The 15,170-nt window shown below is 43.6% G+C and carries 24 protein-coding genes; 1 reads left to right on the forward strand and 23 read right to left on the reverse strand.

The features are described from left to right. Positions 1–13: 13 nt before the first annotated feature. The 16 genes from rpsH to rpsJ form a co-directional block, all read right to left on the reverse strand. Positions 14–415, reverse strand: coding sequence for a 30S ribosomal protein S8 (gene rpsH / locus G589_RS0104270; RefSeq protein WP_013280010.1), 402 nt, complete (start codon positions 413–415; stop codon positions 14–16). 226 nt (positions 416–641) lie between these two features. Next, the gene (locus G589_RS0104275; protein ID WP_022764364.1) at positions 642–827 is read right to left on the reverse strand and encodes a type Z 30S ribosomal protein S14; all 186 of its coding nucleotides are present in this window, start codon (positions 825–827) and stop codon (positions 642–644) included. Between the two features lie 21 nt (positions 828–848). Next, complete coding sequence (gene rplE, locus G589_RS0104280) at positions 849–1,388, reverse strand: 50S ribosomal protein L5 (RefSeq protein ID WP_022764363.1); 540 nt, start codon at positions 1,386–1,388, stop codon at positions 849–851. A 22-nt stretch (positions 1,389–1,410) separates the two neighbouring features. Continuing rightward, positions 1,411–1,740 carry a 50S ribosomal protein L24 gene (gene rplX, locus G589_RS0104285; protein WP_022764362.1) on the reverse strand — a complete coding sequence of 110 codons (330 nt, stop codon included), beginning with the start codon at positions 1,738–1,740 and terminating at the stop codon, positions 1,411–1,413. A 12-nt stretch (positions 1,741–1,752) separates the two neighbouring features. Then, positions 1,753–2,121: a 50S ribosomal protein L14 gene (rplN, locus tag G589_RS0104290; RefSeq protein WP_022764361.1), complete on the reverse strand. Its 369-nt coding sequence runs from the start codon at positions 2,119–2,121 to the stop codon at positions 1,753–1,755. A 21-nt stretch (positions 2,122–2,142) separates the two neighbouring features. Continuing rightward, entirely contained in the window at positions 2,143–2,397 is a 255-nt protein-coding gene (gene rpsQ / locus G589_RS0104295) for a 30S ribosomal protein S17 (RefSeq protein WP_013280005.1), read from the reverse strand. Positions 2,398–2,434: 37 nt separating this feature from the next. Continuing rightward, on the reverse strand, positions 2,435–2,644 hold the full coding sequence (gene rpmC / locus G589_RS0104300; protein WP_022764360.1) for a 50S ribosomal protein L29: 210 nt from the start codon (positions 2,642–2,644) through the stop codon (positions 2,435–2,437). Then, entirely contained in the window at positions 2,641–3,072 is a 432-nt protein-coding gene (rplP, locus tag G589_RS0104305; protein WP_022769978.1) for a 50S ribosomal protein L16, read from the reverse strand. The genes rpmC and rplP overlap by 4 nt, the downstream gene beginning before the upstream one ends. After that, positions 3,072–3,743 carry a 30S ribosomal protein S3 gene (gene rpsC / locus G589_RS0104310; protein ID WP_022764358.1) on the reverse strand — a complete coding sequence of 224 codons (672 nt, stop codon included), beginning with the start codon at positions 3,741–3,743 and terminating at the stop codon, positions 3,072–3,074. The genes rplP and rpsC overlap by 1 nt, the downstream gene beginning before the upstream one ends. Before the next feature lie 19 nt (positions 3,744–3,762). Continuing rightward, positions 3,763–4,158 carry a 50S ribosomal protein L22 gene (rplV, locus tag G589_RS18880; RefSeq protein ID WP_022764357.1) on the reverse strand — a complete coding sequence of 132 codons (396 nt, stop codon included), beginning with the start codon at positions 4,156–4,158 and terminating at the stop codon, positions 3,763–3,765. 31 nt (positions 4,159–4,189) lie between these two features. Beyond that, positions 4,190–4,480: a 30S ribosomal protein S19 gene (rpsS, locus tag G589_RS0104320; RefSeq protein ID WP_022764356.1), complete on the reverse strand. Its 291-nt coding sequence runs from the start codon at positions 4,478–4,480 to the stop codon at positions 4,190–4,192. A gap of 11 nt (positions 4,481–4,491) precedes the next feature. Further along, complete coding sequence (gene rplB / locus G589_RS0104325; RefSeq protein ID WP_022764355.1) at positions 4,492–5,334, reverse strand: 50S ribosomal protein L2; 843 nt, start codon at positions 5,332–5,334, stop codon at positions 4,492–4,494. A 95-nt stretch (positions 5,335–5,429) separates the two neighbouring features. Further along, positions 5,430–5,729, reverse strand: coding sequence for a 50S ribosomal protein L23 (rplW, locus tag G589_RS0104330; protein WP_022764354.1), 300 nt, complete (start codon positions 5,727–5,729; stop codon positions 5,430–5,432). Next, positions 5,729–6,352 carry a 50S ribosomal protein L4 gene (gene rplD, locus G589_RS0104335; RefSeq protein WP_022764353.1) on the reverse strand — a complete coding sequence of 208 codons (624 nt, stop codon included), beginning with the start codon at positions 6,350–6,352 and terminating at the stop codon, positions 5,729–5,731. The genes rplW and rplD overlap by 1 nt, the downstream gene beginning before the upstream one ends. A 26-nt stretch (positions 6,353–6,378) precedes the next feature. Next, a complete protein-coding gene (rplC, locus tag G589_RS0104340; RefSeq protein WP_022769980.1) occupies positions 6,379–7,062 on the reverse strand; it encodes a 50S ribosomal protein L3 in 684 nt (227 codons plus the stop codon). A gap of 161 nt (positions 7,063–7,223) precedes the next feature. Next, on the reverse strand, positions 7,224–7,535 hold the full coding sequence (gene rpsJ, locus G589_RS0104345; RefSeq protein ID WP_013279995.1) for a 30S ribosomal protein S10: 312 nt from the start codon (positions 7,533–7,535) through the stop codon (positions 7,224–7,226). Between the two features lie 514 nt (positions 7,536–8,049). On the opposite strand from rpsJ, the gene G589_RS0104350 reads away from it, so the two are divergent. After that, a complete protein-coding gene (locus tag G589_RS0104350; RefSeq protein ID WP_026521230.1) occupies positions 8,050–8,913 on the forward strand; it encodes a class I SAM-dependent methyltransferase in 864 nt (287 codons plus the stop codon). A gap of 71 nt (positions 8,914–8,984) precedes the next feature. On the opposite strand, the gene G589_RS18885 is transcribed toward G589_RS0104350, so the two are convergent. From G589_RS18885 to G589_RS0104385, 7 genes are all read right to left on the reverse strand, one after another. Next, positions 8,985–9,707, reverse strand: a complete 723-nt coding sequence (locus G589_RS18885) for a GTP pyrophosphokinase (protein ID WP_242826413.1) — start codon at positions 9,705–9,707, stop codon at positions 8,985–8,987. A gap of 155 nt (positions 9,708–9,862) precedes the next feature. Further along, positions 9,863–11,098, reverse strand: a complete 1,236-nt coding sequence (locus G589_RS0104360) for a bacterial transcriptional activator domain-containing protein (protein WP_051192176.1) — start codon at positions 11,096–11,098, stop codon at positions 9,863–9,865. 11 nt (positions 11,099–11,109) lie between these two features. After that, complete coding sequence (locus G589_RS0104365; protein ID WP_026521232.1) at positions 11,110–11,325, reverse strand: hypothetical protein; 216 nt, start codon at positions 11,323–11,325, stop codon at positions 11,110–11,112. A gap of 136 nt (positions 11,326–11,461) precedes the next feature. Continuing rightward, positions 11,462–12,598: an N-acetylglucosamine-6-phosphate deacetylase gene (nagA, locus tag G589_RS0104370; RefSeq protein WP_026521233.1), complete on the reverse strand. Its 1,137-nt coding sequence runs from the start codon at positions 12,596–12,598 to the stop codon at positions 11,462–11,464. Between the two features lie 10 nt (positions 12,599–12,608). After that, positions 12,609–13,352 carry a response regulator transcription factor gene (locus G589_RS0104375; RefSeq protein WP_026521234.1) on the reverse strand — a complete coding sequence of 248 codons (744 nt, stop codon included), beginning with the start codon at positions 13,350–13,352 and terminating at the stop codon, positions 12,609–12,611. Between the two features lie 2 nt (positions 13,353–13,354). Continuing rightward, positions 13,355–14,206 (reverse strand): carbohydrate ABC transporter permease, encoded by an 852-nt coding sequence (locus tag G589_RS0104380; RefSeq protein ID WP_022769990.1) that lies wholly within the window; start codon positions 14,204–14,206, stop codon positions 13,355–13,357. Between the two features lies 1 nt (position 14,207). Continuing rightward, the gene (locus G589_RS0104385; protein ID WP_022769991.1) at positions 14,208–15,095 is read right to left on the reverse strand and encodes a carbohydrate ABC transporter permease; all 888 of its coding nucleotides are present in this window, start codon (positions 15,093–15,095) and stop codon (positions 14,208–14,210) included. Positions 15,096–15,170: the final 75 nt, after the last annotated feature.

Raw genomic sequence — 15,170 nt, forward strand, 5'->3', positions numbered from 1 at the left:
CCGTACCTCCAATTTACCAAATGAATGCAAGAACTTCGCCGCCAACCTGGAGCTCTCTTGCCTTTTTATCAGTTACAACGCCCTGGTTTGTAGAAATGATTGCAATACCAAGACCACCTAATACTCTGGGAAGCTCATCCTTGCCTGCGTATACACGAAGACCAGGCTTTGAGATTCTCTTAAGACCTGTGATAACCTTATCGTTTCTGTCAGCACCGTACTTAAGAGTGATGTGAAGATTCTTGAAAGCGCCATCTTCAACAACATCAAGCTTCTTAATATAACCCTCCTCAAGAAGAATGTTTGCAATTGCAAGCTTCATCTTTGAAGAAGGAACATCAACTGTGTCATGCTTTGCAGTATTTGCGTTACGAATTCTTGTAAGCATATCTGCAATAGGATCGTTCATTGCCATTTTAAATTTGCCTCCTTAATTATTTTTGCTTCGCCTTACTACTCCCCGAATTGAGCAGAGACACGAAGCCGCAATGCGCGCTTATGTGTTTCTCATTTCTTAGAGTAATACTTTTATAAAATGTGATCCCCATCCAAGATCACAAGGAAGTTCTGCTCTCGGGCTGCGCCCTCGCCAGAACAAACTAGTACACTAGGCTCGAAAAGACCTCGCCAAGTGATTAGTTTTACCAAGATGCTTTTCTTACACCAGGAATCTCGCCCTTATATGCAAGCTCACGGAAGCAAATTCTGCAGATTCCGTACTTTCTAAGATAAGCATGAGGACGACCGCAGATCTTACAACGGTTATAAGCACGTGTAGAGAACTTTGGTTTCATCTGCTGTTTCAACTTCATGGATAATTTAGCCATTGTGTCTTATTTCCTCCTTAATTACTTTGCAAAAGGCATATTGAACAGTGTAAGAAGCTCTCTAGCCTCTTCGTCTGTCTTAGCAGTTGTTGTGAAAATGATATCCATACCTCTTGTCTTATCAATCTTGTCATACTCGATCTCAGGGAAGATGAGCTGCTCCTTGATACCAAGAGCATAGTTACCTCTTCCGTCGAAAGAGTTAGGATTGATTCCTCTGAAGTCACGTACACGAGGAAGTGCAAGGTTTACGAGACGATCAAGGAAATCGTACATCTTATCACCACGAAGAGTTACCTTGCATCCGATAGGCATACCCTCTCTTAACTTGAAGTTAGCGATTGACTTCTTAGCCTTTGTGATAACAGGCTTCTGACCGGAAATAATGGTCATATCATTTGCAGCGTTCTCAAGAAGCTTAGCATTCTCCTTTGCTTCTCCAACACCCATATTGATAACGATCTTGTCGAGCTTTGGAACTTCCATTACATTCTTGTAACCGAACTTCTTTGTCATAGCATCAACGATCTCATTCTTGTATAAATCCTTATATCTACTCAACGTAATTTACCTCCTTTCCTTATCAGTCGATGATGTCGCCGGTCTTCTTAGCAACACGATTCTTCTTTACAACCTTACCATTCTCGTCCTTCTCAACCTTGAATCCGATCTTGGTAGGCTGTCCCTTATGAAGATAAACAACGTTTGAGATATCAAGAGCAGCTTCTCTTTCTACCACTCCGCCATTAGGATTCTTTGCTGAAGGCTTCTCGTGTATTGTAGCCTTGTTAAGGCCCTCAACGACTACCCTTCCGTTCTTAGCATCAACAGAAAGAACCTTGCCTTCCTTGCCGAGCTCTTTTCCAGCGATTACTCTTACAGTATCGCCCTTCTTGATCTTACTTGTTGACATCTAGGCGCCTCCTTATAATACTTCAGGAGCAAGAGAAAGAATCTTCATGAACTTCTTCTCACGAAGCTCTCTAGCTACTGGTCCAAAAATACGTGTTCCCTTAGGCGTACCATCTTCATTGATAACAACAGCAGCGTTCTCATCAAATCTGATGTAGGAACCGTCCTTACGACGTGTCTCTTTAACAGTACGAACGACAACAGCCTTTACAACATCACCCTTCTTTACAACTCCGCCGGGTGTTGCTTCTTTAACAGAAGCTACGATTGTGTCGCCGATTCTCGCATATCTTCTTGTAGATCCACCCATAACACGGATTGTAAGAAGCTCTTTAGCACCTGTGTTATCAGCGACTCTAAGTCTACTTTCCTGCTGAATCATGATATTTCTCCTTTTTTCGAATTACTTTGCACGTTCAATAATGGATACAAGTCTCCATCTCTTATCCTTGGAGATTGGCTTTGTCTCCATGACCTTAACTGTGTCACCGATACGGCACTCGTTGTTCTCGTCATGAGCCTTAAGCTTATAGGTTCTCTTTACGATCTTCTTGTAAAGAGGGTGCTTAACATGGTCCTCAATGGAAACTGTGATGGTCTTGTCCATCTTATCGCTTGTTACTTTACCAACACGCGTTTTTCTTAAATTTCTTTCCACGATCAATTTCTCCTTTTAGATTTAGGCTAACACCGGCTTAGTTAGCAGCCTTAGCATTCTGTGTGATTACAGTCTGGATTCTTGCAATATTTCTTCTTACTTCTTTAATTCTTGCTGTATTATCCAGCTGGTTTGTAGCGTTCTGGAATTTCAGATTGAAAAGTTCCTTCTTAGCTGTTACAAGCTCTGTCTGGAGCTCTTCTGATGACTTAGCCAGAAGCTCTTCTACATACTTATTTGTCTTCATTTAGATACACCGCCTTCCAAATCAGCCTTTGAAACGATCTTGCATTTGCAAGGAAGCTTGTGTGTCGCAAGACGAAGAGCTTCTCTCGCATCGGCCTCGGCAACTCCACCGATTTCGAACATTACACGACCAGGCTTAACAACAGCTACCCATCTATCAGTTGCACCCTTACCGGAACCCATACGTGTTCCAAGAGGCTTTAAAGTGATTGGCTTGTCAGGGAAAATCTTGATCCATACCTGACCACCACGCTTGATGAAACGTGTCATAGCTACACGGGCTGCCTCGATCTGGTTTGAATTGATCCAGCAAGGCTCAAGCGCAACAATTCCGTACTCACCATAAGTGATTGTGTTACCACGAGTGATTTTATGAGCCATTGAACCGCGGAACTGCTTGCGGTGCTTAACTCTCTTTGGCATTAACATTATTTATCGCTCCCTTCCTTATCTGAATTCTCAACTGCCTTTGACTTAAGTACTTCACCCTTGTAGATCCATACCTTAACACCAACTTTTCCGTAAGTTGTGTCAGCCTCAGCAAAACCATAGTCGATATCTGCTCTGAGTGTCTGAAGAGGAATTGTTCCCTCGCTGTAGAACTCTGAACGAGCGATATCTGCGCCACCAAGACGTCCTGAGCAGCAAGCCTTGATACCAAGGGCATCTGTCTTCATTGTTCTGCTCATGCAAGACTTCATAGCTCTTCTGAAAGATACACGGTTCTCAAGCTGCTGTGCAATGTTCTCTGCAACAAGCTGTGCATCCTTATCAGGCTTCTTGATCTCTTTGATGTCAACAAGAACTTTCTTGTCTGTGAGCTTTGAAAGCTCCTTCTTTGTTACTTCGATCTCAGCACCGCCCTTACCGATTACAACACCGGGCTTAGCTGTGTATACGATAACCTTTACTCTGTCTGATGCTCTCTCGATCTCAATCTTAGAAACACCGGCAGCATATAACTTCTTCTTCAGAAATTTTCTGATATTGTAATCTTCAACCAGATTGTTAGCGAAATCTGATGACTCAGCATACCACTTTGAATCCCAGTCAGCGATAACACCAACTCTGAGGCCATGAGGATTAACTTTCTGTCCCATTACTTGGTTCTCCTTTCAATTATCTCTCGTCCAATACAACAGTCAGATGACTCATTCTCTTGTTGATTCTGTAAGCTCTGCCCTGTGCTCTAGGCTGAATTCTCTTCATGATAGGGCCGTTGCTTGCTGTACACTCAGCAACATAGAGATTAGCTCTGTTCATACCCTTGTTGTTCTCAGCGTTTGCTACAGCGCTGTTAAGGAGCTTGTAGATAACGCTTGATGCATATCTTGGATTGTATGCAAGGATTGCAAGTGCAGTCTCAACATCCTTTCCTCTGATAGCGTCCATTACGAAGCATGCCTTCTGAACTGGTATTCTTGCGTAAGATAACTTAGCAAAAGGTCTTGTCTCTCTATTGTCACGATTTCTTGCTCTTTTAATTTGTGATCTATGCTTAATTTCCTTTTCCACGTTAGTAGACCTCCTTTCATTGAATAACTAATTAGTTTATGCTGCTCTTTCTCTCAACGGGAGAATTTCCAGCATGTCCTTTGAAGGTTCTGGTAGGAACGAACTCACCGAGCTTGTGTCCAACCATATCTTCAGTAACATATACAGGAATATGCTTTCTTCCGTCATGAACAGCGATAGTGTGTCCAACAAAAGACGGGAAAATTGTAGAACGACGTGACCAAGTCTTGATAATCTGCTTCTGGCCCTCTGCGTTCATAGCATCTATCTTCTTAAGCAGGCTTGCGTCTGCAAAAGGTCCCTTTTTAAGTGATCTAGACATTTTATTCCTCCTTATTTGATGGCTTTACCGTTTCTTCTTCTTACGATGAGCTTGTTGGAAGCCTTCTTAGCCTTACGTGTCTTATAACCAAGAGCTGGCTTACCCCAAGGTGTGCTAGGACCAGAACGTCCGATAGGAGCTCTTCCTTCTCCACCACCGTGTGGATGGTCGTTAGGGTTCATAACAGAACCACGAACTGTAGGACGGATGCCCATGTGACGAATACGTCCGGCTTTACCATAGTTGATAAGGTTGTGATCACCATTTCCTACAACACCGATTGTTGCTCTGCACTCGATAGGAACCATTCTCATCTCGCCTGAAGGAAGACGAAGTGTTGCGTACTTACCTTCTTTAGCCATGAGCTGTGCAGCGTTTCCTGCTGAACGAACCATCTGGCCGCCCTTTCCAGGATAAAGCTCGATGTTGTGTACGTTTTCACCGACAGGAATCTGTGAAAGTGGGAGGCAGTTACCAACACGGATCTCTGCGTTAGCACCGTTCATAACTGTCATGCCATCTGTTAATCCGTTAGGTGCAAGGATATAAGCCTTTGTGCCATCCTCGTACTGGATAAGTGCGATATTTGCTGATCTGTTAGGATCATACTCAATTCCGATAACCTTTGCAGGCATATCGTCCTTGTTTCTCTTGAAATCAACGATTCTGTACTTAACTCTGCCGCCGCATCCACGATGTCTTACTGTGATCTTACCCTGATTGTTACGACCAGCTTTGCTGTTCTTTGAAACAATGAGTGACTTCTCAGGAGTGCTCTTTGTGATCTCTGAAAAATCAGATCCAGTCATGTTTCTTCTGGATGGGGTATATGGGCCGTATTTCTTAATTCCCATGATTATTTCTCCTTTTGTTTTTATCACGTGCCCGGCGCTTAGCGCTGAATCCCGGACTCAAATTGGATTCGCACGTATATTCATTAGTTCTTAAATTAGAGTCCCTGGAAGATCTCGATGTCCTTGCTGTCCTCTGTGAGCTGAACGATTGCTTTCTTAGTCTTAGCTGTGAAACCAATTGTCATGCCACGTCTCTTCATCTTGCCGTCAGCGTTGAGGGTGTTAACCTTCTTAACCTTTGTTCCCTCGAACATCTTCTCTACAGCTTCCTTGATCTGTGTCTTGTTAGCTTCAGGATTAACAAGGAAAGTGTACTTCTTATCTGCCATTGCGTTCATACTCTTCTCTGTAAGAACAGGCTTAAGGATTACGTCATAATACTGTAATGCTGCCATTAGCAATACACCTCCTCTATCTTTGCTACTGCATCCTTTGTAAGGACGAGTGTTCTAGCGTTTACGATATCATAAACATTAAGTGTGTTTGTAAGTGTTGTGTTTGCCTCTGCAAGGTTTCTTGCTGAAAGTACTACGTTCTGATCGTTGTCAGCAAGTACTACAAGTGCCTTACGTGTAGCCTTGAGGTTGTTCATAACCTCTGCAAACTTCTTAGTCTTGATCTCATCGAACTTAAGCTCGTCAACTACGATAAGGTTGTTGTTCTGAGCCTTGTCTGTAAGTGCAGACTTAAGTGCAGCTCTCTTCTCCTTCTTGTTCATCTTGAAAGAGTAATCTCTTGGTACAGGAGCGAATACAACTCCGCCGCCCTTCCACTGAGGAGCTCTGATAGATCCCTGTCTTGCGTGACCTGTTCCCTTCTGTCTCCAAGGCTTTCTTCCGCCTCCGGAAACTTCAGAACGTGTCTTTGCTTTCTGTGTACCCTGGCGCTTGTCAGCGAGCTGCTGAAGAACTGCCATGTGTACGAGATGTTCATTTACTTCAACTCCGAAGATAGCATCGTTTAAATCGATCTTGCCAACTTCTTTGCCTTCCATATTGTAAACAGATACATTAGCCATCTGTATGGTCCTCCTTTCGCGCTTAATTAATTTTCAGCCTTTACGGTTTCCTTGATAGCAACAAGTCCCTTCTTAGGTCCAGGAATAGCGCCCTTTACAAGAATAAGATTCTTGTCTGCATCTACTCTTACAACCTCAAGATTCTGAACTGTTACCTTTACGCTGCCCATGTGACCAGGCATTCCCTTGCCCTTAAATACGCGGCTGGGATCTGAACTGGAACCATTAGAACCCTGATGACGGTGGAACTTGGAACCGTGTGCCATAGGTCCTCTGTGCTGACCGTTCTTCTTAATAGCACCCTGGAATCCTTTTCCCTTTGAAACAGCTGTTGCATCAATCTTGTCGCCTTCTGCGAAGATATCAGCCTTGATCTCAGCACCAAGTGCATAATCAGCAGCATTCTCGAACTTGAACTCTCTTACATATCTCTTGCAAGAAACTCCAGCCTTCTTGAAATGTCCCTGCTCAGCCTTTGTTGCTCCGTGACGGTGGTAGATTGTCTTGCTTCCGTTCTTGTCCTTGTTAACAACCTTTTCTTTCTTGTCAACAAATCCAACCTGAACAGCGCTGTAACCATCGTTCTCAACTGTCTTGATCTGTGTTACTACGCATGGTCCTGCCTGAAGAACAGTTACAGGAACCAGTGAACCATCTTCTTTGAAGATCTGGGTCATTCCGACCTTAGTAGCTAAAATAGCCTTCTTCATGTTTTTTACCTCCTTATTACGTCTACAGCGGATGCTTACTTCATTCGCAATGTCGCTTTAATTGTCTGCAACGATTGACAATTCTCCAGTTTTTCACGGCATCATGCGTCTCGCATCATACTAGTAGAGGTGAATTGATTGTTTCTATTATCAAAGATGAATTATTTCATCTTGATGTTGATGTTTACACCTGCAGGCATCTCGAGTCTCTGAAGAGCCTCAACTGTCTTTGATGTAGGTGTGATGATATCGATAAGTCTCTTGTGAGTTCTCTGCTCGAACTGCTCTCTGGAATCCTTATACTTGTGAACCGCTCTGAGGATTGTAACAACTTCCTTCTTAGTAGGAAGAGGCACTGGTCCACTAACCTGAGATCCGTTCTTCTTGACTGTCTCGATGATCTTCTTGGCTGATGCATCAACAAGCTGATGATCATAAGCCTTAAGAGTAATTCTCATTACCTGATTTGCCATAAAAAAAGTCGCCTCCTTTTCGCACTTTTTGATCTAAGTACGACAAGCGGTGACTGTACACTCTCCCGTGTGTGTCCTGACCCTTATCACAAAGTAAGGCCTTGGAACTATCTACACGTCGTTTCTGCCTTTGGGTTAGTAGGCAGACTTACAATTGTCTGTACAGTGACTTGTCGTCAGTTTGTTTGGCCATTATTCCGGCCTCTAGACATTCGCTCCACGGAAAACCTGCTCAACTGGATAAGCAGCAACCTCACGCTTCATAGCTATCATGTCACAGCGTTTGTTAGTATAAAACATTTTTTGTGCATATGCAACAAGTTTTTGAAAATTAATCACTTTTAATATAAAATCAGCCTTTTATAGCGGTTTTTCTTGATGTATTTTAACCTATTACCCTATCCGTATAGCCTCTGACCATATATAGATGTATTATGTTTCGTGCATTTGTCACAAAAATCGATTTAGTATATCATATTTAATAAAGAAAAGAACTATTCTATGGAGAAAAAATATGTGGATAGCAGACAATTGGAAAGACTATGAAGTCATAGATACCTCAACAGGTGAGAAGCTTGAGCGCTGGGGTGATTATTTTCTGGTTCGTCCCGACCCCCAGGTAATCTGGAACACGGACAAAAGACATATCGGCTGGAAGAAACCCAACGGCCATTATCACCGCAGCAACAAGGGCGGCGGTGAATGGGAGTTTCATAATCTCCCCGAGGAGTGGTCAATAACCTACAGAGATCTTACCTTTAATTTAAAGCCCTTCAGCTTCAAGCACACAGGTCTTTTCCCTGAACAGGCTGCCAACTGGGATTGGTTCTCTTCATTAATAAAGAAGGCAGATCGTCCAATCAAGGTTCTCAACCTCTTTGCTTACACTGGAGGAGCCACAGTATCAGCTGCCAAGGCCGGCGCCAGTGTTACACACGTCGATGCCTCCAAGGGTATGGTTGCCTGGGCAAAAGAGAACGCGGCTTCATCAGGTTTAGCAGAAGCACCCATCAGATATCTGGTGGACGATTGTACTAAGTTTGTTGAAAGAGAAATAAGAAGAGGCAACAAGTACGATGCCATCATCATGGATCCTCCTTCCTATGGAAGAGGACCAAAGGGTGAGATATGGAAGATTGAGAGCAGCGTATTCCCGTTTATTAAACTCTCATCACAGCTGCTTTCCGACAATCCGCTCTTCTTCCTTATTAATTCATATACAACAGGACTTCAGCCGGCAGTTCTTTCCTATATGCTTCACACTGTCCTTGATCCAATCCATAAGGGCGAAGTTGAGGCAGAGGAAATCGGCCTTCCTGTAAAGAGCAATGGTCTTATCCTCCCCTGCGGAGCCAGCGGAAGATGGACAGCAAGATAAACTGATCCAATACAAAAAGGATGCGTGAACTTCTCACGCATCCTTCTTTATTATATAGAATAAACTCTATACTACTTCGACTCATCGATCTTATCTCTGATCTGCTGCATTCGCATATCGATCTGATTGATCAGGTCTGCACTGAACTTAAGATCCTCGGTTATAACCTCGGCGTTCTCAATGTCTTTTTTATACTTCATCTCATGCTCAAGGCTTGCCCAGAAGTCCATTGCTATTGTTCTGAACTGAACCTCTACCTTCATGTATTCCTTCTCTTCCGTAAGATAGATAGGAACTTCAATGATAAGGTGAAGGCTTCTGTATCCTGTATCCTTGGGAGTCTCAATATAATCCTTGCGCTGCAGGATCCTGATATCATCCTGTCTCTCAAGGCAGTCGGCAAGCATATAGATGTCATCTACAAAGGAACAGATAACTCTGATTCCCGCTATATCCGACAGGTACTTATTGATATTCTCAATGTTGAAATCAGCGCCCTTGTTCTCCAGCTTGTAAAAGATACTGACCGGAGTCTTGAGTCTCATCTTGATGGACTCAAAGGGGTTTCTTTTGTTTCTCAGGGAGAGCTCTTTGTTGAGTATTCCAAGTCTTGTCCTTACTTCTGTAAGAGCACAATCGTACTTCATCATAAGGATCTTGAAATCATCTGTCAGATCTCTTTTCCTGAGGAGTTTCTCTATATCGATCTGTGTGACTTCGTCGTCTAAAGGATCTGCGCTTCCGGGTATCGGCTTATAATTTAAGTCTCCGCTATTCTGGTGATCTACCGTCACTTCTTCCACTTCCTTTCTGGCATTTCACTAATATGAATTATACAATAATCCGCCCTGTTATATGTGAACGAACTATTAAGAATTCAAGAAAAAACCGCATGACTAAAAGCCACGCGGAATTTTCTCCTCATAAAAAACCACAATATTTCTATTGTTTACTTGGCCTCTGCCAGTCTGTCCGGCAGATCAGCCAAGGATACAACGCTGTATTCAAGCTCTGTCCTTGGACCGGCTATGAGCTTAAACTTGTTAAGCAACCTTCTGTATACAGTCTTACAACTCTCCTTGTTGGTTCCAACCAGAAGAAGTAAGTACTGTGATGCCGAGTACTTGCAGAAGGTATCGCCCTGTCTAAGGGTAAGTGCTATAGCTTCCTGTAAAAGCTTAGCCCTTGTCTCAAGCTTGGCTGCGTTGGTAATCCTCTTGCCTTCGTAGTCTACTATATTAAGAAGCATCATATAAACTGACTGTCCGCTTCTCTCCATGTTGCGACTAAGAATATGATAAGCATCGATAAAGCTCGGGAACGAGCAATCGTAAGCTCCGTCATCATCACCGGCAACAGCACCGCGGTGCTCCAAAATTCCATCCCTGATCTGAAGGATCTTGCCGGGTGTATTGGTAATCTGACGGCTCATCTTGTCATAACACTCAAGAAGGTCATTACTTGGAGTAACTCCCAGCTCGTCAGTATAATACCTTACAGTCTCATCATATACAGCGTAGGCTTCCTTGAAAGCATCCATTCCGATAAGTGCATTGATCTCACCGATCTGCCACTCATCATCGGGATAAAGCTCAGCAGCTTTCTTGTAAATGCGATGCATGGTTTCAAAATCTTTTTTCTTCTCATAGTATGAACCCAGAGCAACAACTGCCTCTGCATACATCTTCTGATACTGAACACTCTTGATTATGAGCCATTCCTGCGTCGCAAGCTCCGGAAGCACTTCTGACTTGTATTCATCAAAAGCTGCTCTGTATAAAGAGATCATCTCAGCTTCATCTTCTGCTGCTCTTGCTGCTTCGATGTTATGTACAAATCTAAGAACATCGGAATCAATCTCAATTGCATCATCAGCAAAGAAGATGCCGTCTTTGTTAACCACATAATCGTGATCCGGAAGACCAGACTTCTTGATCTGCTTGTGAAGCTGATAAATGAGGTTATTGAAGCTGTTGCTAAGGTTCGATTGCTCTTCCCTGTCATAAAGGATGCTGGTCAGCTGTTCCTTCTGAATGCCGGCATCTCCGCTAAGCCACACGATCTCCAATAACTGAACATACTTCGCTGTCTTGTTCTTGCCGATTGATATGTTCTTACCCTCATAATTAATCGCAAGCCCACCAAACATATTTACTTGTAATATACTCTTATCCCCTCGTTCCATAAAGGATTCCCCTATTTACTAACTGCTACGTTGGTATTACCCACATAATTGCAGACACTTAAGGTTTCACTAGTACCGTTTCTATTCTCTGTTCTAAAGTTTGACCACTTACAACACCAACACTCTTTCATAGGAACCAGCGCCCCGTCATCCGGTTCAAAGTGTTCACAGCAATAGTTTTCCTTTACGACCAAAAGACCGTTCTCATCATATATTTTCTTTTCCATGAAAATGCCCCCTTGGCTTCATAAATGAAATTCCTTTTTTTCATTCTAAGCATATCATGAAAATAAATTTCAAATCATAAACTTGTCGAGAATTGTACTTTTTTTGTCGTCAAATGATATTTTAACATAAAAGAGATCACCCGATGGGTGATCCTTTTCTAAAAATTGTATTAATTGAGAGATCTTTTTTGTTTAAAAGAACTATATCCGCCAGCTTACCGGGCTCCAAACTTCCGTATTTATCATATATTCCGATGCGCTTTGCAGGATTAACTGTAGCTGCTGCCACGGCCACTTCAAGCGGAAGTCCCATATCAAGCACCACAGTCCTTAAGCAGTCCATAAGATCTGTTCCCGAGCCGGCAATGGCTCCTCCGTCCTTAAGCCTTACTTCTCTCCCCTTCTTGATAGCAGGAAGTCCGCCGAGATCGTACTCTCCGTCAGGCATTCCGGTGGATCTCATGCTGTCACTTATAAGGATCATTCTCTCAGGTCCCATCATTTCAAAGGTTGCCCTCACAGCTGCCGGATGAATATGAATGCCGTCGCAGATAAGCTCTGCCGTAACATGCTTTGAATCAAACACCGCACCTACAACTCCGGGCTCTCTGTGGCTCATTCCCGTCATGGCGTTGTAGAGATGAACCGCATGGCTCGCACCGGCTCCGAAGGCCTTCATGGCTGTCTCATAATCTGAAGCTGTGTGCGCAAGAGACACGATCACCTTGTCCCCTACTGCTTCAATGTATTTCTCAAAGTCAGGATTTTCTTCCGGCGCAAGTCCTATTATTTTCAAAAGACCTTTCGACGCCTCGTAAAACTCATCCACGATGGCAGGATCGCACTTCTTTATAAACTCTGCGTTCTGCGCACCCTTTTTAACAGGACTTATAAAAGGTCCTTCCATGTTAAAGCCCACGAGATCTGATAACTTATCGTTTCCCTTTGAAGCAAACTCTGCTCCCAAAGAGAGCACGTGCTTTAAGTCTTCGACAGGGAGTGTCAACGTGGCCGGACATATAGCTGTAACGCCGCGTGATACCTCATACTCAGCAATCTTCTCGAAAGCCTCTGCGTTACCGTCGCATACATCCTCTCCCATTGCTCCGTGGAAATGGATGTCTATAAGCCCGGGAATGGCTACGCACCCAGTGGCATCAATTACTTCCTCGCCATCAGTAGGGCCATTCGCAATAAGTCCGTCTTTTACATAGAGGTCTTTTTCATGAAATTTCTTATCTTCCCCGAATACGCTTGCACCTGTAATCTTCATTCTTTGCTTCTCACCTCAAAAATCTGTTTCTGTATTCATTGGCGCTCATTCCGGTGTATTTCTTGAACACCCTTGAGAAATGAGCTGTATCGGCAAAGCCCACTCTGTCGGAAATATCGGCTATATGAAGCGATGAATCCTCCATGAGCTCTTTTGCATTCTCGATCCTGATCTCGTTGAGAACATCGGAAAAGCTCTTGCCGGTACTGTTAAGGAGTTTGCTTAAGTGCCAGTGGCTGACGTAAACCTTCTCGGCAACATCTGTCAGGGTGAGCTTTTCTTTGTAGTGCTGCTCAATGTAGCTGATGGCCTGCTTGACGATAAAGTTGTTGGCTGTTGTATTGTCATCTTCGATAGGCTCCTGCTCCGAGGCAGAAGCACTGGCAAGTCTCTCCGAGAGGCTCTCCATTGCTTCATCAAGCTCTTTCATCTTGGAGGGTTTAACCAGATATCTGAATACGCCAAGGTTAAGGGCTTCTCTTGCGTAATCAAAGTCCCGATAACCCGTAAGGATTATTACCTGGAGATTCTTGTGCTCAGAGCGCAGGGCTGCCAGCATGGTAAGTCCGTCCATGCCGGGCATTCTTATATCAGTAAAAAGAATATCCGGCTGGCACTTTTCAACCATGGCAAGCCCCTCTTTTCCTGAAGAGGCAGTACCTGCTACGACACAGTTGTATTTCTCCCAGTCAACTATTTTCTTAAGGCCCTCTGCGATAACGGGCTCATCATCTACAATAAGTACTTTATACATACTCAACCCTTTACGGCACCTGCTGTCATCCCTTTAATTATATACTTTTGCAGGAAGATATACACTACAATAACGGGAATGATAACCAGCGTAACAGCTGACGCCATCAGTCCGTAGTTGGTTCCCTCTTTGGAGGTCAGCTCATTAAGAAGTCTTGTGATGGCCTGCATCTCAGGTCTTCTGAGGAAGAACATCTGAGTAAACAGATCATTGTAACTCCAGAGGAATGAGAAAATTGCTACGGTCACAAATGACGGCTTGCCAAGAGGAACCACGATCCTGAAGAATATCTGAGGAATAGAGCAGCCTTCAAGGTGCGCTGCTTCCTCAAGTTCCAGCGGCAGAGACTGTACATATCCCATGAGTACTATTATAGCAAAGCTCATGTTACCTGCAATCTGTGGCAGTATAACGGATACCATGTTAAGTATCCAGCTTGAAGTATTGGTTATGTGCCAGCTTGATTCCATGGTGTAAACAGGAATGATGGTGGAGAATACCGGGAACATCATCGCTGCAATTACCAGGGTATGCATAAGCTTTTTTAACTTGAAATCAAATCTTACAAGAGCAAAAGATGCAAGACCTGCAAGGATCATAACTCCTACGGTAACACAGCCCGAGATGAATATACTGTTCATATAGGCGTGTCCGATATCAAGTCTGTCAAAAGCTCTTTTGTAGTTAGCAAGTGTAAACAGGTCTCCTACCGGCAGAGCAAAGCTCTTTGCAAGGATCTTGTCCTTGGCCTTGAAGGAGTTTTCCAGAACCCAGAACAGTGGATATATGGTTGTTAGAGCCCACGCGCTAAGAAGGATATAAAGACATGCGAGCCCGACTTTATTTCTTTTCATATCAGAAGTCCTCGCTTTCTTTAAATACCAGCCTTGTCAGTCTCGAGAGCACTACTCCCAGCACAACGATAAGAACCGCAAGGGTTGCACCATAGTCAACGTTCTTGGCTTCCATGGTCTGATAGTACATGTAGGTACCGGTAAGGAAGGTCTCCTTAAGTGGCATTCCCTTGGGGAACATTGTCCATGGAAGATCGAATACCTTAAGGGCTCCTGTAACTCCCAGGGTAAGACATGTACACAGAACATTTCTAAGAAGCGGAAGCGATATATACCACACTCTCTGAAATCTTGTAGCGCCGTCAATGGCTGCCGACTCATAGAGTTCCTGAGAGATGTTGTTAAGTCCGGTCTGAAGTATTACAAAATAAAAGCCCACATACTGCCAGACAACAGGGATCATCATGGTCATGATGGCCAGCTTCTCGCCCTTCCAGTCTATAAGCTCAGTCCGTCCAAAGAGCTCGAGGAACTGGTTGAGCATACCTTTGTCATAGAGAAAGATAAGGTTAAAGAGAAGTCCCAGTGCGGTAGCGGAAATAACGATGGGGAAGAAGTAAACAGTTCTGAAGAACTGAGTTCCTCTCTCGATATTATCAACAAGAATAGCCAGTAAAAGAGCTATTCCCACCTGTCCCACAATTGTGGCGATGATCATGATAAATGTATTTTTCAGCGAAGTTCTGACAACAGGATCTGTCACCAGCTTCACATAATTTTCATACCACGGTGTATTCCATTTTGTTCCGAAAGTTCCGAGATTCTTGATGCCGCGAAAGCTGCCGTATATGTTTACAAAAAACGGATAGTAAAGATAGATGATCATGAACAGAAACGCAGGCGCAAGAAATAGAAAGACATACTTTTTGCTCTTGTATATGTTAGACATAAGTAACCCCTCTTATAGTTTCGACCGGCGAATACTTATTGTATTGCCGGCCGAAACAGGATTCAAAGGAAATAA

It is taken from the genome of Butyrivibrio sp. VCB2001, assembly GCF_000423965.1.
Lineage (GTDB): Bacteria > Bacillota > Clostridia > Lachnospirales > Lachnospiraceae > Butyrivibrio.